This is a genomic window from Paraburkholderia aromaticivorans, assembly GCF_012689525.1.
Classification (GTDB): Bacteria; Pseudomonadota; Gammaproteobacteria; order Burkholderiales; family Burkholderiaceae; genus Paraburkholderia; species Paraburkholderia aromaticivorans_A.
The window spans coordinates 2,913,317-2,931,063 of record NZ_CP051515.1 but is presented as its reverse complement, the minus strand read 5'-3'; the positions used below and the strand labels follow the sequence as shown (position 1 = coordinate 2,931,063).

15 protein-coding genes are annotated in these 17,747 nt (G+C 63.4%); 6 read left to right on the top strand and 9 right to left on the bottom strand.

The features are described 5' to 3' along the window. The first annotated feature begins 31 nt into the window (after positions 1–31). Positions 32–1,996: a beta-galactosidase gene (locus tag HF916_RS24980; protein ID WP_168791444.1), complete on the top strand. Its 1,965-nt coding sequence runs from the start codon at positions 32–34 to the stop codon at positions 1,994–1,996. A 40-nt stretch (positions 1,997–2,036) separates the two neighbouring features. On the opposite strand, the gene HF916_RS24975 is transcribed toward HF916_RS24980, so the two are convergent. The 5 genes from HF916_RS24975 to HF916_RS24955 form a co-directional block, all read right to left on the bottom strand. Beyond that, a complete protein-coding gene (locus HF916_RS24975) occupies positions 2,037–2,357 on the bottom strand; it encodes a hypothetical protein (protein WP_168791443.1) in 321 nt (106 codons plus the stop codon). A gap of 211 nt (positions 2,358–2,568) precedes the next feature. Then, a complete protein-coding gene (locus HF916_RS24970) occupies positions 2,569–3,927 on the bottom strand; it encodes an MFS transporter (RefSeq protein ID WP_168791442.1) in 1,359 nt (452 codons plus the stop codon). Between the two features lie 411 nt (positions 3,928–4,338). Further along, positions 4,339–4,683, bottom strand: a complete 345-nt coding sequence (locus tag HF916_RS24965) for a cupin domain-containing protein (protein ID WP_168791441.1) — start codon at positions 4,681–4,683, stop codon at positions 4,339–4,341. Positions 4,684–4,717: 34 nt separating this feature from the next. Further along, on the bottom strand, positions 4,718–5,707 hold the full coding sequence (locus HF916_RS24960; RefSeq protein WP_168791440.1) for a succinylglutamate desuccinylase/aspartoacylase domain-containing protein: 990 nt from the start codon (positions 5,705–5,707) through the stop codon (positions 4,718–4,720). Between the two features lie 33 nt (positions 5,708–5,740). Then, positions 5,741–6,823: a tartrate dehydrogenase gene (locus HF916_RS24955; RefSeq protein ID WP_168791439.1), complete on the bottom strand. Its 1,083-nt coding sequence runs from the start codon at positions 6,821–6,823 to the stop codon at positions 5,741–5,743. A 135-nt stretch (positions 6,824–6,958) separates the two neighbouring features. On the opposite strand from HF916_RS24955, the gene HF916_RS24950 reads away from it, so the two are divergent. Then, a complete protein-coding gene (locus tag HF916_RS24950; RefSeq protein ID WP_168791438.1) occupies positions 6,959–7,915 on the top strand; it encodes a LysR substrate-binding domain-containing protein in 957 nt (318 codons plus the stop codon). A gap of 53 nt (positions 7,916–7,968) precedes the next feature. Here the strand turns inward: HF916_RS24950 and HF916_RS24945 are convergent, their stop codons facing one another. The 4 genes from HF916_RS24945 to HF916_RS24930 all read right to left on the bottom strand — a co-directional run bounded on the left by HF916_RS24945 (position 7,969) and on the right by HF916_RS24930 (position 11,904). After that, positions 7,969–8,466, bottom strand: a complete 498-nt coding sequence (locus tag HF916_RS24945) for an Lrp/AsnC family transcriptional regulator (protein WP_011491802.1) — start codon at positions 8,464–8,466, stop codon at positions 7,969–7,971. A gap of 53 nt (positions 8,467–8,519) precedes the next feature. Continuing rightward, complete coding sequence (locus HF916_RS24940; protein ID WP_168791437.1) at positions 8,520–9,917, bottom strand: aspartate aminotransferase family protein; 1,398 nt, start codon at positions 9,915–9,917, stop codon at positions 8,520–8,522. A 183-nt stretch (positions 9,918–10,100) separates the two neighbouring features. After that, positions 10,101–11,027 carry a 2-hydroxyacid dehydrogenase gene (locus HF916_RS24935; RefSeq protein WP_168791436.1) on the bottom strand — a complete coding sequence of 309 codons (927 nt, stop codon included), beginning with the start codon at positions 11,025–11,027 and terminating at the stop codon, positions 10,101–10,103. 4 nt (positions 11,028–11,031) lie between these two features. Continuing rightward, entirely contained in the window at positions 11,032–11,904 is an 873-nt protein-coding gene (locus HF916_RS24930) for a GNAT family N-acetyltransferase (protein ID WP_168791435.1), read from the bottom strand. Positions 11,905–12,182: 278 nt separating this feature from the next. Here HF916_RS24930 and HF916_RS24925 point away from each other — a divergent pair, with 278 nt between their 5' ends. From HF916_RS24925 to HF916_RS24910, 4 genes are all read left to right on the top strand, one after another. Next, positions 12,183–13,661 carry an aldehyde dehydrogenase family protein gene (locus HF916_RS24925; protein ID WP_168791434.1) on the top strand — a complete coding sequence of 493 codons (1,479 nt, stop codon included), beginning with the start codon at positions 12,183–12,185 and terminating at the stop codon, positions 13,659–13,661. A 284-nt stretch (positions 13,662–13,945) separates the two neighbouring features. Then, positions 13,946–14,614, top strand: a complete 669-nt coding sequence (locus HF916_RS24920) for a haloacid dehalogenase type II (RefSeq protein ID WP_168791433.1) — start codon at positions 13,946–13,948, stop codon at positions 14,612–14,614. Positions 14,615–14,683: 69 nt separating this feature from the next. After that, on the top strand, positions 14,684–15,958 hold the full coding sequence (locus HF916_RS24915) for an NAD(P)/FAD-dependent oxidoreductase (RefSeq protein WP_168791432.1): 1,275 nt from the start codon (positions 14,684–14,686) through the stop codon (positions 15,956–15,958). Positions 15,959–16,063: 105 nt separating this feature from the next. Next, complete coding sequence (locus HF916_RS24910) at positions 16,064–17,680, top strand: ABC transporter substrate-binding protein (protein WP_168791431.1); 1,617 nt, start codon at positions 16,064–16,066, stop codon at positions 17,678–17,680. The last annotated feature ends 67 nt before the right edge of the window (positions 17,681–17,747 follow it).

Genomic DNA, 17,747 nt, shown 5'->3' with positions numbered 1-17,747 from the left:
GTTCGACGTCATCTAACAACGAGACTTTCTCATGCAACTTGGTGTGTGTTACTACCCGGAACAATGGCCGCGCACGATGTGGGCCGACGACGCGAAACGTATGGTCGAGCTCGGCATCACGCACGTGCGGATCGCTGAATTCGCGTGGAGCCGGATGGAGCCGCGCGCCGGCGAATTCGAGTGGGAGTGGCTCGATGAAGCTGTCGCCACGCTGGCCGCCGCGGGATTGAAGCTCGTGCTCGGCACGCCGACCGCGTCGCCGCCGAAGTGGCTGATCGACGCATACCCGGAAGTACTGCCGGTGCGCGCCGATGGCACGCGCTGGAATTTCGGTTCACGCCGTCACTACGATATATCCAGCGAAACCTACCGGCGCGAGTGCGTGCGATTCGTCACGGCGATGGCGCAGCGCTACGGACGGCATGCTTCCATCGTCGCGTGGCAGACCGATAACGAACTCGGCTGTCACGATACCGTGCCCAGCTATTCGCCTGCCGCGCTCGAACACTTTCATAAATGGCTGCGGCGCCGCTACGAGACCGTCGAGACGCTCAACGACGCGTGGGGCAACGTGTTCTGGAGCATGGAGTATCCGTCGTTCGAAGCAATCGGCTTGCCGAACCTCACGCCCACCGACGCCAATCCGATTCATCTGCTCGACTTCCGCCGCTTCATGTCGGACGAGGTGGCGAGTTTTCATCGCGAGCAGATCGATGTGTTGCGCGAGCATGCGCCATCGGCGGACTTGCTGCACAACTTCATGGGCTTTTTCACGACCTTCGATCACTACCGCTTCGCCAAAGACAATGCAATCGATGTCGCCGCGTGGGACAGCTATCCGATCGCGCGCACCGAATCGATCGCGTTGCCTGACGAGCAGAAGGCGCGTTATGCGCGCACTGCGCATCCCGATGTTTCCGCGTTCGACCATGACCGCTATCGGGCGATCGGCAGCGGCCGTTTCTGGGTGATGGAGCAGCAAGCCGGGCCGGTCAACTGGGCGCCGTGGAATCCGGTGCCGGCGAAAGGCATGGTCCGGCTGTGGGCCTATGAGGCGTTCGCGCACGGCGCGGAACTGGTGTCGTATTTCCGCTGGCGTCAGTGTCCGTATGCGCAGGAGCAGATGCATTCCGGGCTCAATCTGCCGAACAACGAACTGTCGCCGGGGGGCCTCGAAGTGCAGCAGGCGGCGCGCGAGATTGCCGCTTCGCGCGAGTTGATGGAACTTGGCGTGCCGTCGCGCGCTTCCGTTGCGCTCGTATTCGACTACGAGACGCAGTGGATGTTCGAGATTCAGCGCCATGGCAAGACCTTCGACTATCAGACGCTGGCGTTCGACTACTACGAGTCGTTGCGCGAACTCGGCCTCGACGTGGATATCGTGTCGAGCCGCGCGGATCTAACGGGCTATGCCATGGTGGTCGTGCCGAGCATCGCCGTGATCGACGACGCGCTCGTCCATCAGATCGAGCAGAGCGAAGCGCAATGGGTTTTCGGCCCGCGCAGCGGCTCGAAAACCGACAGCTTCGCGATTCCTTCCACGCTGCCGCCCGGCGCCTTGCAACGCGTTCTGCCGATGCAGGTGCTCGAAGTCGAAACGCTGCGGCCCACGCTGACGCCCGCGGTGTCGATCGACGGCACGGATGGTGTGGCGATGCATTGGCGCGAGCACGTGCGGGCCAATGGCGACACGCATATCGACGCGCAGTTCGACGACACGTGGCCGGCGATTCTCTCGCAGGGCAGGGTTCGCTATGTGGCGGGCTGGTTGTCGCATGCGTTGCATCGCACGGTATTGCAACAGGCGGCGCGCGAGGCCGGCATCGAGACGCAGCTATTGGCGGACGGCTTGCGCATTCGGCGGCGCGGCGATCTGACCTTTGCGTTCAATTTCGGCGCGGAGTCCGTGCATGCCCCGGCGCCGGCCCAGGCGACGTTCGTGCTCGGCAATGCGCTGCTGAAAACGGGCGATGTCTGCGCGTGGAAGCGCGCCTGAATGCACGCCCACCCCGCAGGTTGGATGGAAGGTGCAGGCGCTATTGCGTCTGCGCCTTATGGTTCGCGCAGTCCGACGTGAATGCCATGCTGGCCTGATCCGGCGTCATGCGCGGCGCGTCCGGGCTGTAGATCTTCTCGATGATGGCGCTGACCGCTTGCCGGTCAGCCGCATCCTTGTAGTACTTGGCCGCCTGATCGAGCGCTTGCGCCTTGGTCTTTTTGTGCGCGCGCCACGAGGCGACCTGCCCGGCGATATCGCCGATCGCGAAGCATTGATTGCTGACGGTTTGTGCAACGGCCTGAGCGGCCGGTTGCGCGAGGCACACCGCAAGCAGCGCGGAGACGACTACGCGTTTCATTCCCTGAATCCTGTGGTTAGATGAGCAACGGTGCGAAAGCGCTGGCATCTACCACCGCGGCAACCGAAACGGGTCAACAAGCGCGTAGTTTATCGGGAAGTGACGGGCGGCGTTTTTTCACTCGACGCTGCAAAGAAAAAGCCGCCTCGAAGGGCGGCTTCAAACAACCATCAGATCATCCGGCGCACCCGCTGCGGGGCGCCTCGCATGCTCAGTGCCCGAACGACTCCGCCTTCGGCGCGCCCACGTTCGACACATGCGGCCGTGCCGCCTGCTTGATCAGCAAAGCCACGCACGAAATCAGACCCGCCACCGCGACCATCGCGAAGATGCCCGCGAACGAAAAGTGGCGGCGCGTCAGTTCGGCCACGAGGAACGAGCCGGCAATCCCGCCGAAGCGCCCGATGCCGAGCATCCACGCCACGCCCGTGCCGCGGCCTTCGGTCGGGTAGAACGCGGCGGCGAGCGCCGGCATCGACGATTGCGCGGTATTCATCAACACGCCGGCGACGAACACGATGAACACCAGCGCGCCCACGTTGCCCACCGCCTGGCCGATGAAGTACACGCTGACGGCGGTCAACGCATAACAGGCCGCGATGATGCGGTTCGCGTTGAAGCGGTCCATCAGCACGCCGCACAGCACGGCGCCCACGCCGCCGAGCGGGAACAGCGCGGAAATCAACGTCGCGCGTTGCGGCGTGAGTCCGGCGTCCTTCAGCAGGATCGGCATCCAGTTGATCGACGCGTAAAAAATCACGAGACCCATGAAATAGGCGACCCACAGCATCACGGAACCGATGATGTACGAGCGCGACAGCACCACCGCCGCGCCTTTGCCGCCGGTTTGCGGCGCGGTTTCGGTCATGATGAAACTGCCCGCTTGCGCCGCTTCGCTCGAAATGCGCGCGAGCGCCGCGCGAATCCGTTCGACCGGCTGGCTGTTGGCCACCATGTAGCGCACCGATTCTGGCATCTTGATCGCCAGCACGACCAGGAGCAGAAGCGGCGTGATGCCGCCGAGCAGCAGCACGCTGCGCCAGCCGAAATGCGGAATCATCCACGCCGCAAGGAACCCGCCGAACGCGGCGCCGAGCGGGAAGCCGCAAAACATCAGGTTGATCACCGTCGCGCGGCGGCGATCCGGGCAGTATTCGCCCATCATCGTCACGGCGTTCGGCATGGCTGCGCCAAGACCGACGCCGGTGATGAAACGCAGTGTCGTCAGTTGTTCGATGCTGGTCGAGAAGGAGGAGCCGAGGCACGCCACGCCGAACAGCAGCACCGAGCCGAGCAGCAGCGAACGTCGCCCGAGCCGGTCGGACAGCGGTCCCGAGCCGAGCGCGCCGCAGGCGAGGCCGAACAGCGCCGCGCTCAGCACGGGCGCGAGCGCCGGTCTGGTGATGCCCCATTCGGCGATCAGCGAAGGCGCAATGAAGCCGATCGCGGCCGTGTCAAAACCGTCCAGCAGGACGATGACGAAACACATGAAGAAGATGAGCCACTGGAACGGCGAAAAGGGATGTTCATTGATAAATGTCTGAACGTTCACAGCGGTGCTGCGGTTCATGGCGGTCTCCTTACTGCTGAATAAGCAAAGGCTCGCGGGAACGAGCCTTTTGTTTTTATACGATCGCGCGCTGTTTTAGAAGCCGTGCATGATGCCCACGCCGACGGCGAAGTGGCTGCGCGCCAAGGACGGCGTGCAATGGACGCGACATGAAAATGTTCATAATAAGAACGCTGATTCTTTATGCGAACGGACTTGGATTGTAAGCAGGACGACAACAGCGGAACAACGCGGGATTACCCGATGCTGTGGCCGCTGCGCAAAGATTAACGGAGGGTGCTGAAAGGCAGCGCGAATGGCCGGAGTGGCGGTGGCGCGCGTCTGGATTTGGCGGGGGAAAGAGAGGAGGCGCCGGCCTCGGAGGTTCAGTGCGGTGCGGCCCGGCGCTCGGTGCAACGTATGACGTGGCGTTCAGAAAATCACATAGACCTTACGCATCGTTTCCTCGACTTCCCAAAGCCCTTCGGTGTTGGCTTCAAAGAACAGCGTATCGCCGCTTTGAAAGTGGATGGTCTCCTCGTTATCGGGCGTGAAGCGTCCGCGTCCCGCAATGAAGTGCATCACCTCGGCCTGCTTGACCGAGCGGCGGTAAGTACCGGCGGTGCATTCAAAAATGCCGGTGTCGATGGATTCGCTGCCCTTGATGACGCGTTGCACGCCCGACACCTGAATCGGGGTCGTGCCGGGCAGTCCGGCCGTGCCCCAGTCTTCGAGATTCTGCAGATTCACGCTTTGCTTGAGCTGCTGTACCTTCATCTTCACGTTACCTTTTGAGTGTGCACGGGCCGTTTCACTGGCCGCTGGTTGGGTTGTTCGTCACGGTCTGCTCGATCTTGCCCAGCCGCACGACGGTCACGCCGGGCCGCAGTTGCCGCAGCGAAGGCATGACGAGCATGCAGTTGTCGTAGGGCGTGGTGACCGCCTCGCCGTTGGACCAGCCGATCACGGCGCCGGCCTCGGCGAAGATCTCAAGACCCGTGTACGGCGCCGCGAAACGAAAATCCATGCTGCTGGCCACCACCGGCTCCGTCACGCGGACGATGTGCTGCACCGGCGGCAACGGCGCGAGCCAGCCGGCCGGCAGATCCGCTTCGTCGACCACGCCGGCCAGCAACAGGAAACGCGCGGTGGTGTCGCGCGCGACCGCAACCGCGCTCTGTTCCCAATGCTGTCCGCATTCGATCAGCAGCGCGTTTTTCTGGCTGGCCGCATCGCCGAAACCTTCGTAGTCGCGCATGCGGCGGCCTTCCGGATGGCCCTCATCGCAGATCACGGTGGCCGGTGTGCCGAGCCGCACGGCGAGATCGATGCCTTTTTGCAGCGGTCCCGCCACGATCAGCGGCTTGCTTTTCTCGTGCATGGAATGCAGATCGAGCAGGGCGTCGACAGTGTCGATCACCGGCCGCATCGCGCGCGCGCGTTCCAATTCGCTGGACGTGCCCGAGGTGTCGTCGAGCACCGCGGCGGTCCACACGCGGTTGAAATCCTGATCGACGAAGCGGGCCGCATCGGGCTGCGCGGGATCGAAGCGCTGATACGCCGCGACGTTCGCGAACGCCAGCGTGAGACGCCCACGCCGCGGACGCAACCCACGCCGCAGCAATTCGTCGACGACGATCGCGCCGCACACTTCATTGCCGTGCGTGAGCGCATTGATCATCACATGCGGACCCGGCGCGCCCGAATCGAACGTATGGACGTAGGCGATGCCGGACGCCGATTGTTCGTGGCCCGAAATATCCGGGAATTCGACTTCGATGGGGTAGGCTTCCATGCTCATACGAGTTGTCCTGGCAGAGAGTGAGCGAAAGACTCAGGCGAGTTTTGCCGCGATCGCCTGGCCGACTTCGGTAGTGTTCGCCTTGCCGCCGAGGTCGCCGGTATGCGGGCCTTCCACCAGCGTCGCTTCGATCGCGGCGAGAATCGCGTCGTGCGCCTCGCGCTCCTTGCCGGCGTGATTACCGAGGAAGTCGAGCATCATCGCGGCCGACCAGATCATCGCGATCGGATTGGCGATGTTCTTGCCGGCGATGTCCGGCGCCGAGCCGTGCACCGGTTCAAACAGCGAGGGAAACTTGCGGTCCGGATTCAGATTGCTCGACGGCGCGAGACCGATCGTGCCGGTGCAGGCAGGGCCGAGATCGGACAGGATGTCGCCGAACAGATTAGTGGCCACCACCACGTCGAAGCGATCCGGGCTCAGCACGAAGCGCGCGCAGAGAATGTCGATGTGCTGCTTGTCCCACGTCACGTCCGGATACTGCGCGGCGATGCCGGCCGCGACTTTGTCCCACCACGGCATGCTGATCGCGATGCCGTTGCTCTTCGTGGCCACCGTGATCTTCTTGCGCTTACGCCGTTGCGCGAGATCGAACGCGAACTTCAGCACGCGCTCGCTGCCGTGCCGCGTGAAGACGGACTCCTGCAGCACGAATTCGCGCTCCGTGCCTTCGAACATCACGCCGCCCACCGACGAGTACTCGCCCTCGGTGTTTTCACGCACGATCCAGAAGTCGATGTCGCCCGCCTTGCGGCCCGCGAGCGGCGAAGGCACGCCGGCAAAGAGGCGTGCCGGGCGCAGGTTGATGTACTGGTCGAATTCGCGGCGGAACTTCAGCAGCGAGCCCCACAGGGAAATATGGTCAGGCACCGTGTCGGGCCAGCCGACCGCGCCGAACAGGATCGCGTCGGCCGATTGCAGTTGCGCTTTCCAGTCGTCCGGCATCATCTTGCCGTGCTTCGCGTAGTACTCGCAGCTCGCCCATTCAATGTGCTGATACTCCAGCTCGATGCCGAAGCGCGTTTTCACCGCTTCCAGCACGCGAATGGCTTCCGGCATGACTTCGACGCCGATGCCGTCGCCGGGAATGACTGCGATCCGATATTTCTTCGACATGTTGTGCTCCTCCGTTGGGGCTTCTGGACGATTCGATAATGGCTATTTTATTCCTGCTGTTTGAGACTAAAATGGTCGCTTTAGTTAAGCCACTGTGCACGTTTCGTGTACAAACTCCGCTGCCATCCATCACCTATGAATGCCGTCCCATCACCCGATCTCGGCGATTTGCGCGTGTTTTGCGAAGTGGCGCGCAAGTCCAGTTTCAGCGCGGCGGCGGAGGCCTTGTCGGTGTCCGCGGCGTACGTCAGCAAACGCATCAACGTGCTCGAGACTACGCTCGGTACGCGTTTATTGCACCGTTCCACGCGCCGGGTCGCCATCACGGAAGCGGGCGAGCGCGTCTACACGTGGGCCGAAAAGATTCTCGACGATGTCGATCAACTCGTGGAAGACGTCTCCACCACGCGCCGCATTCCCGGCGGCAAGCTGCGCATTTCCAGCAGCTTCGGCTTCGGCCGGCGCTTCGTCGCGCCCGCGCTCGCACGCTTTTCCGAGCGCTATCCGCAACTGAGCGTGCGGCTCGATCTGTTCGACCGTCTCGTCGATGTGGGCGGCGAAGGCTTCGATCTGGACGTGCGCATCGGCGACGAGATCGCGCCGCATCTGATCGCGCGGCGGCTCGCGTCGAATCATCGCGTGCTGTGCGCGTCGCCCGGCTACCTCGCGCGGCATGGCGCGCCGCGCCAGCTTGCCGAGCTGTCCTCGCATGCGTGTCTGGCGATCAAGGAGCGCGACCATCCGTTTGGTCTCTGGCGTTTGACGGTGCGCGGCGAGACGGTCTCGATCAAGGTCACGGGACCGTTGTCGACCAATCACGGCGAAGTAGCGGTGGAGTGGGCGCTGGCCGGACGCGGCATCGTGTTGCGTTCCATGTGGGACGTGCGGCCACTGCTCGAAAGCGGCCAGTTGCAGCAGGTGCTGCCCGAGGTCACGCAGCCGGCGAATCTGTGGGCGGTGTATCCGGCGCGGCTCGCGCAGTCGGCGAAGGTGCGGGTGTGCGTGGACTTTCTGAGTGAAGAGTTCGCGCAAGGGAGTCCGCCGGCCGACGGTGCGGCCGGCGTGGACATGGCCAGAGTTGCCGAACGTTGAATATTGAACGCTGAACGACGGCAAGATCCGGCGGATCAAAAACAAAGCAACGCCTAGTGATGATTCTGCGAAAACAGTGTTTCGAGCGGGTAGTGGCTCTTCACGAACGGCGACTTGATGATCACATAGCTGAAGTACTTCTCGATCCCGATATCGCGTTCCAGCAGACCTTCCACGATGCTCTGGTAGTGGCTCACGCTGCGCGTGACGAACTTCAGCAGGTAGTCGTAACCGCCGCTCGCCAGATGGCACTCGACAATCTCGTCGACGTCGCGAATCGCATTCACGAACTTGATGAAGTCTTCCCGCCGATGATCGGCGAGCGTGACTTCGGTGAAGACGATCTGCACGTCGCCGAGCTTTTCGAGCTGGATCTGCGCACCGTAGCCGATGATGTAGCCGGCTTTCTCCAGACGCTTCACCCGGATCAGGCAGGGACTGGGCGACAGCCCGACCGCGTCGGCAAGCTCGACGTTGGTTATGCGGCCTTTCTTCTGCAATTGGGAAAGTATGCGCAGGTCAATCCGGTCTAGCTTGCAGTCGCTGCTCATCGTAACGTTATCGCTCCGGCGATCGGTGTGTGGGGCTGAGGTGGCCCTCTACTCTAGCATGCGGTGGCATGAGTTTTGACCTTCAGCGCGGCGCGCACATCGGCTTGTGCGAGAACGTCGTCGAGGGTCTTTTCAAGCCGTTCGAACATCAGATCGAACTCGGCCTCGGTGTACGAGAGCGCCGGTGCAAAGCCGAGGATGTTGTCGCCGAAAGCACGGAAAATCAGGCGGTTTTCATACGCGGCGGCGGCGATCCGTTCGGACAGTTTCAACGCCGGATCGAAGCCCGCCTTGCTGTCCTTGTCGGACACGAGTTCGAGCGCGCCCAGCAGGCCACGGTGGCGTGAGTCGCCCACCAGCGGATGCGCGAGCAGCGCGTCGAGGCCGCGCGCGAAACGCGGCGCGAGTGCCACGCCGTTCGCGAGCAGTCCGCCTTCGTGATACAGGCGCAGCACTTCGAGGCCGATGGCCGCGCTCACCGGATGCGCGGAATACGTATGGCCATGACCGACCACCGCTTCGGCGTCGCCGTCCGCGATGCCCTGATAGATTTCGTCCGACATCAGCACGGCGCCCATCGGCGCATAGCCCGCTGTCAAACCTTTGGCGACCGTCATCAGATCCGGCTCGACGTTTTCGCCCTGGCAGGCGAACAGCGGACCCGTGCGGCCGAATCCGGTGATGACTTCGTCGGCGACGAACAGAATGCCCAGCTTACGGCAACTTTCACGCATGGCCTTCAGCCAGCCGACCGGCGGTACGATCACGCCGCCCGAACCCTGGATCGGTTCGCAGAAGAACGCGGCGACGTTGTCGGCGCCGAGCTCGGCCACCTTCGCTTCGAGCGCGGCCACCGAGGCGGCGATCAGCGCGGCGTCGTCGGCGAAATCGCTGCGGTACGCGTACGGCGACGGCAAATGATGCTGGTTCGGCAGCGGCAGATCGAAGTTGCGGTGGAACGCGGGCAGGGCGGTGAGGCCGGCGCCGGTCGTCGACGAGCCGTGGTAGCCGCGTTGCAGCGCGATGATGTGCTTCTTCGACGGACGCCCCGTAGCGTTGAAGTAGTGCGTGATGAAGCGCAGTGCCGAGTCCACCGCGTCCGACCCGCCGAGCGTGAAGTACACGTGTTGCAGCGACGCGGGCGACACCTCGACCAGCTTCTGCGCGAGTTCGATGGCCGGCTCCGAGCCGAAATGGAAATAGCCGGTCGCGTAGGGCAATTTCTGCATCTGCGCGGTGGCGGCGTCGACAATGCTCTGCTGGCCGTAGCCGACGTTCACGCACCACAGTCCGGAAAACGCGTCGAGCAGTTCGTTGCCGGCCGCGTCGCGCAGAAATGCGCCGCTGGCGGATTCGAGGATGGTGACGCCGCGTGCTTCGTGCGCGCGGTAGTTGATGACCGGGTGAATCAGATGCTTGCGGTCGGCTTCGATGAGCGATTGAATCGGCATGATGGTTTCTCGTCGCGGGAAGGGGCTGTTGACCGTTCCATACTACTGATCAGCGACGATCGCCTGCTCACCTAAACAATTGCCTGAAAAGCGCGCACGACGCGTTTTGATGCGTGGTCTTGGCATTTTCTGCTGCGGACGCTGAAAAGCCGCGCCGCACGGGCGTTTCAGGCGGTGCTGCCCTCAATAGCCTTGCGCGCGGTCGACCTGACCGACCATCGGCAAGCCTTCGCGATGACGGCGCAGGTTCTCCAGCACCACGTCGACTGCGGTTTCGGGCCGCGTCGCGCTGGCGATATGCGGCGTGATGCGCACGCGTGGATGCGTCCACAACGCATGGCCGGCGGGCAACGGCTCGGGATCGGTGACATCGAGAATGGCGTTGTGCAACTGACCGTTTTCGAGCGCTGCCAGCAGATCCTGCTGATTCAGATGCGGACCGCGTCCCGTTTGAATCAGCGACGCGCCGCGCGGCAGCTTCGCGAATAACTCCGCATCGAGCAACCCGCGCGTGGCGGGTGTGAGCGGCAGCAGGCAGATCAGAATATCGGTGCGCGCGAGAAACGCATCCCGTGCGGCTTCACCCGCGTAACACGTCACGCCTTCTATCTCACGACCCGAACGGCTCCATCCCGCGCAGTCGAAGCCGAACAACCGCAGCCTTTCCAACACGGCCGTGCCCAATACGCCGAGCCCAAGGACGCCGACGCGGCGTTGACTGGCCGGCTTGAGGGGCAGTTCGCGCCAGACCTGCTGTTGTTGCTGAAGACCGTAGTCGAACAGATCGCGATGAATCGTCAGCACGGCCTGCGTGACGTACTCGACCATGCCTTCGACGATCCCGGGCTCGATCATGCGCACGACGGGCACATGCTCCGGCACGCCCGACAGATCGAACTGATCGATTCCCGCGCCGACCGAGAACACGACCTCCAGATTAGGGAAGGTGCGTGTCGGATCTTCCGGCGGCTGCCAGGCGGCGAGATAGCGGATCGCGGCCGGATCGCCCAGATCGGGCCAGATATGAAACGGCAGCTCCGGTGCCTTCTGCGCGAAGAGTTTCGCCCACTGGGCGCCACGCGCCGGGTCGGCTTTATAGAGAAAGGCCATAAGGTCAGCAGATTGCCTGGTTGATGATGCCGTATTGCAGGTAATGCGCGTCCTGGCCGCCGCTCGCGGACTCGCCCGGTGTGGCGGGGCGGATCATTTTGACGACCGTGTCCACGCGCGGCAGGCCCAATTGCTCCAGCCACTCGGTCAGACCGCTTTCACCCGGTGTGTCGATACGCACGAACACGCCTTCGTTCAGCGCCAGCCAGTGGCTGATGAGCGCCTTGGCGCGGCTCGAATCTTCCGAGGCAGGCGCGACCACCGGACCGATCGCAAAGCCGCGTCCGAAGCGGCGAAACAGCGCGAAGCCGATCAGTTCGCCGTCGCGGTCGAGCGCGATGCCGTCGGCGGTGCCTAGTAGCGCGGGCAAGACTTCGCCGCGATCCAGACCGCTGGCCCGCGACGCCAGTTCGACCAGCCGCGCGGTATCGCTCGAACCAAGCGGGCGCAAGCGCTCGCCCGGCGGCAGCGACACGAGCGGCGGCTGAAACGCCGCGCCTTGGTGCTGGTCGAGCGTGCCCGTGGCGCGAAAGCCGAGCTTTTCATAGAGCGGCTGGCCCGCGGTGGTGGCGTGCAGGAACGTGACCCGGCCGCCCAGTTCGTCCAGCACCAGATCCATCAACTTTCTGCCGATGCCTCGTCCCTGGCTTCCCGGCGACACGATCACCATGCCGAGCGACGCGCACTCGGCGCCGTATTTCCAGCACAGGGCGGTGCCGATCACGCCGTTCGCATCTTCCGCGACGAAACCCACGCCCAGCTGGACGACGAATCTCCAGTCGTCCGCGCGATGCGGCCATTTGAGTTCGACCGTCAACGCGTGTGCGGCGGCAATGTCGTCGAGGGTGAAGCGTCTATAGGTAATCGAATCGGACACGCCGTACTCCCTGATTGACTGAAGGCTTACGCCGTCACTGTGTCATCCGGTGCGCGGTGTGACTAGGACGATCTTTTTATCGCGAGCCCCGGAAAGGGCCGCATCCAAATTCGATGCAAAACGCCAGGTCTGGGCGCGCATTACAGGTGAGTTCTGCTGCGTGGCGATTTTTGTCGGCGACATATGCCACGCCCGCGGCTCTACGATTTTGTCATGGCGGCGGCGTTCTCGAAACGCGCTGCGCGGACCACCAGCCAGTCACACAGGAAACCTCTCTCATGGACAGCTTTAATCCGGACGACGTCGCGATTCGCAGCGGGCATTACATCGGCGGGGAATATGTCGAGGCGGGCGAGCGCCGCATCGAGGTGGCGCGGCCGTCGGACGGCGTGGTGTACGCGTCGGTGCCGCTCGCCGATGCCGCCATGGTGGACCGCGCGGTCGAGAACGCCTGGCAGGCTTTCAAACACAGTGGCTGGGCGCGTATGGCGCCGCGTGAGCGCGCGAAGATCCTGCGCCGTTTCGCGGAACTGGTCGAAGCCGATGCGCCCACGCTTGGTCGGCTCGAAGCAGTCGGCTCGACGCGTCCGATTGCTCAGGCGATTGGCTGGGACGTGCCGTTCACCGCGGAAGGCATCCGCTTCTACGCCGAGTTCGCCGACAAGCTGGGCGGCGACGTGGCAGCCACCGATCACGATCATCTCGGCATGACGATCGCCGAGCCTTACGGCGTGATCGGCGCAATCGCGCCGTGGAATTTCCCGCTGGTCATGGCTTCATGGAAGATCGCTCCGGCGCTGGCGGCGGGCAATGCGGTGGTGCTCAAACCTTCGGAGATGACGCCGTTCTCGGTCTTGCGGCTCGCCGAACTGGCCGTGCAGGCGGGCGTGCCCGCGGGCATCTTCAACGTGATCCAGGGCGATGGGCGCGTGACTGGCGACGAACTCGTGCGTCATCCGAAGATCAGCAAGGTCACCTTCACGGGCTCCACGCGCACCGGCGCGTCGATCATGGCCGCGTGCGCCAACAGCGGCACCAAGCCGGTCACGCTCGAATTGGGCGGCAAGAGCCCGCAAATCGTCTTCGCCGACGCGCCGCGTCTGGACGACGTGGCGCGTCGCATCGCCGGCGCGATCACGGGCAACGCGGGGCAAGTGTGCGTGGCGGGCTCGCGTCTCCTGGTCGAGCGAAGTCTCGCCGAGCCGCTGGCCGAACGCATCGGCAAGATCTTTGCCGAGTTGAAACCCGGCGCGACGTGGGCCGCCGGCACCACGCTCTCGCCGATCATCTCGGCGCCCCAGGCGGCGCGCATCGAAGGCATCGTGGGGCGCACGCTGGAAGCCGGCGCGACGCTGCGCTACGGCGGCGTCCGCGCCGACGGCGGCGCAGACGGCGCGTTCTACAGCCCGACCTTGTTGACGGACGTCACGGCCTACTCCGAAGCGGTGCGGGAAGAAGTCTTCGGTCCGGTGCTGACGCTGCAAACCTTCGATACCGAAGAAGAAGCGCTCGCGCTCGCTCAGCATCCCGAGTACGGACTTGCGGCCGGTGTGCATACCGCCGACCTCGGCCGGGCGCTGCGTTTCGTGCGCGGACTGGATGCGGGCACGGTGTGGGTTAACCGCTATGGCCGCACTTCGGACTTCATGATTCCCACGGGCGGCTTCAAGCGTTCCGGCATCGGCAAGGACCTGGGCCGCCAGGCCTACGAGGCCAACCTGCGTTTCAAAAGCGTGTTGATCGACCTGCGGGCGTGACGGCCTGCCATCTGCCTGGCATGCCGGCCGCAAACCCAATAGGGATAAGGCTTTCAGCCAGATCGCCGCATTCTGTGCTGTCAGCGGCCTCAAAACGCATGATTTGTGTCACCAGCAACGCCCTAATCAGGAACATCTATGTTTTTGCGCTGATTAAATCTTTAACAGGAATTAAGGTTTTGTCGACCGGAGTTTGCGCTTTAGCGCGTTACTCCGGTCCCACGCAAAGCGGGTTTCGCCAATGAACTCCGACAGCGAGTTCACCATCACGATAGGACTGCACCATGATCGAATTCGAACCGAAATACATCACCTTCGACTGCTACGGCACGCTGACCAAATTCCACATGGCCGACATGACGCGCGAGCAGTACGGCCACTTGCTGAACGGCGAAGACCTGGAAAAGCTCATCGCGTTCTATTCGGGCTATCGGCGCGACGAAGTGCTCGGTGCATGGAAGCCGTACCGCGATGTGGTGGTCAATGCGCTGCGCCGCGCCTGCAAGCGCATGAACGTCGAATTCAACGAAGCGGGCGCCCAGAGCATCTATGACGCCGTGCCGACATGGGGTCCGCATCCGGACGTGCCGGAAGGCGTCGCGCGTCTGGCGAAGAAGTACAAGCTGGTGATTCTCTCGAACGCTTCGAACGATCAGATCCAGAGCAACGTCGACAAGCTCGGCGCGCCGTTCCATAAGGTATTCACCGCCCAGCAGGCGCAGTCGTACAAGCCGCGCATGCAAGGCTTCGAATACATGTTCGACCAGTTGAACTGCAATCCGGAAGACGTGCTGCACGTATCGTCGAGCCTGCGCTACGACCTGATGACTGCGCATGACATGGGCATCAAGCACAAGGCCTTCGTCAAGCGCGGCCACGAACCGTCCACGCCGTACTACCAGTACTACGAGGTCAACGACATTCCGCATCTCGCTTCGGAACTCGGTCTGTAAGCGCTGCTTTTATCACGCGCTGACAACCACCCGCCGCCTCGCTCATTGCCCATCTCAAGGACAGACCGGATGAAGCTCGATTCCTACTGGCTCGATACCGCGCCGCCGCTGCTTTCGGCGTGCGAGGGTCCGGTCGACGGCCAAACCGATGTGGCGGTGATCGGCGGCGGCTTCACCGGACTGTCGGCGGCGCAAGCGTTGGGCAAGCGCGGCGCCGCGGTGACCGTGCTCGACGCGGGCCGCATCGGCGGCGGCGCGTCCGGGCGCAACGGCGGGCAGGTCAATACCGGCGTCGCGCAGGACTTCGTCGCGCTGGTCGCGCAACTCGGTGTGGAGCGCGCGAGCGCGTGCTACCGCGCGTTTTCGGATGCGGTCGACACGGTCGAGCGTCTGATCCGCGAGGAAAACATCGACTGCAATTACATCGCGACCGGCAAGCTGAAGCTGGCCTCCAAGCCGCATCACTTCGCGCATCTGGAGAAGACGGCGGAGGCGATTCGCCGTGAAGTCGATACGGATATCGAACTAATCGACCGCAGCCGTATCCGAAGCGAAATCCAGTCCGACAGTTTTTACGGCGGACTGCTGCAACGGCACGGCGGCCAGATGCATATGGGCAAGTTCGCGATCGGTCTCGCCGAGGCCGCGGTGCGTCGCGGCGCGAAGCTGTACGAAAACGCGGCGGTCACCGCCATCGTGAAAGACGGCAGCGGCTTTCGGATTACCACGGCGCGCGGCGAAGTGCGCGCGAAGCAGGTGCTGATCGCGACCGGTCCGTCGCGGCATGGTCCGTTCGGCTGGTATCGGCGGCGCCTCGCACCGGTCGGTTCGTTCATCGTCGTGACGGAGCCGGTGTCGCCCGAGTTGCTGGCGCAAGTGTTCCCGAACCGGCGCGCGTACACGACCACGCGCTTGATGCACAACTACTTCCGCGTGACGCCGGATTCGCGTTTGCTGTTCGGCGGCCGCGCGCGCTTCACGGCTTCCGAACGCCCGTCCGATGCGAAGAGCGGACGCATCCTGCAGGAAGGCCTTGCCGCGATGTTTCCGACGCTCGCGAGCGCGCGCATCGACTATTGCTGGGGCGGTCTGGTGGATATGAGCGCCGACCGTCTGCCGCACGCGGGGCAGCACGACGGCATCTATTTCTCGATGGGTTACAGCGGCCACGGCACGCAGATGTCGACGCACATGGGCCAGGTGATGGCCGACGTGATGGACGGCCACGAAGACCAGAACCCGTGGCGCGAGTCGGAGTGGCCCGCGATTCCCGGCCATACCGGCAAGCCCTGGTTCCTGCCGCTGGTGGGCACGTACTACCGTATCAAAGACATTTTTTATTGATTGTTCGTTGTTGGATTGGCAGTTAAACCTGGCAAATAAGCCCGGCAGTTAAAACCACGCAGCCACGCCTGCTCCCCCCATTGCTCACCCTCGCGGAGAAGTTCGATGAATAAGGAAAACTCGCAACATGGCGCTCTTGGTCTCGGCACCGAGTTGGAGCGGTTGACCGCCAAAGGTACCTCGCGGCGCGGTGTGCTGCGCGCGATGGCCGCAGCCGGGATGATGTCAGTGACGGGCGCCGGCCTTCTGACCGCGAGCGGCGAGGCCTTGGCGCAGGCGAAGCCAAAGCAGGGCGGCAAGATCCGCGTGGCCACGCAGTCCGCCTCCGCGGCCGATACGCTCGATCCCGCGAAGGGCGCGCTCGGCACCGATTACGTTCGTGGCTTCATGTTCTACAACTGCCTGACCGAACTCGACTCGCATCTCGGCGCGAAGATGTCGCTGGCGACCTCGCTCGATACGAAAGACGCCACCGTGTGGGTCGTCAAGCTGCGCAATGGCGTGCAGTTCCACGACGGCAAGGCGCTTGCGCCGGCCGACGTGGTGTATTCGATCATGCGTCACAAGGATCCGGCCACCGCTTCGAAAGCGAAGACGCTGGCCGACCAGATCAAGGAAGTGAAGGCCACGGGTCCGAACGAAGTGACGATCACGCTGGAAGGTCCGAATGCCGATCTGCCGGTGATCCTCGCGACCTCGCATTTCCAGATCATCAAGGACGGCACTAAGGATTTCAAAACAGCAATCGGCACCGGCCCGTTCAAGGTCAAGGAATTCTCGCCGGGCGTGCGCACCGTCGGCGTGAGAAACGAGAAGTACTGGAAGCCGGGCATGCCGCATCTCGACGAAATCGAGCTCATCGGCATCGGCGACGAATCGGCGCGCGTGAACGCGCTGCTCTCGGGCGACGTGCAACTGATCAACTCGCTGAGCCCGCGTTCAACCACGCAGATCAAAGGCGCCGGTGGTTTCTCCGTGCTGGAGACCAAGACGGGTCTGTACACCGATCTCGTGGTTCGCGACGAAGGCGGCATTACCGGCAACGACGATTTTCGTCGAGGCATGATGTACCTGCAGGACCGCGAGCAGATGCGCCGCGCCATTTTCCAGGGTTACGGCACGATCGGCAACGATCAGCCTATCGATCCGACCAACAAGTACTACCTGGCCGGCTTGCCGCAGCGTGCCTTCGATCCGGACAAGGCGAAGTTCCACTTCCAGAAGGCCAAGGTCGGCAGCGCGCCGATCCAGATTTTTGCGTCGCCGGCGGCGGAAGGGTCGGTTGAGATGGCCATGTTCCTTCAGCAGGTCGCGCCGCAAGCCGGTCTGAATCTGCAGGTGTCGCGCGTGCCGGCCGACGGCTACTGGTCGAACCACTGGATGAAGCATCCGCTGGGTTTCGGCAACGTCAACGCGCGGCCTAGCGCCGACGTGATCTTCACGCAGTTCTACAAGTCGGACGCACCGTGGAACGAGGCGAACTGGAAGAGCCCGAAGTTCGATCAGATGCTGGTGGCCGCGCGCGGCGAGCCGGACGACGCCAAGCGCAAGAAGATCTACGGCGATATGCAGGTGCTGGTGCATGAAACGGGCGGCACCGGCATTCCGCTGTTCCAGAGTTCGCTCGACGCCTATACGAACAAGCTCAAGGGTCTTGGCTCGATTCCGCTCGCGGGATTGATGGGCTTCATGTTCGCGGAAAACGTCTGGCTCGAAACCTGAGCTGGACCGAGGGAACACCCTGCAACACGCGCGCCACTGATCGGGCGGCGCGCGGCTTCAACTGAGG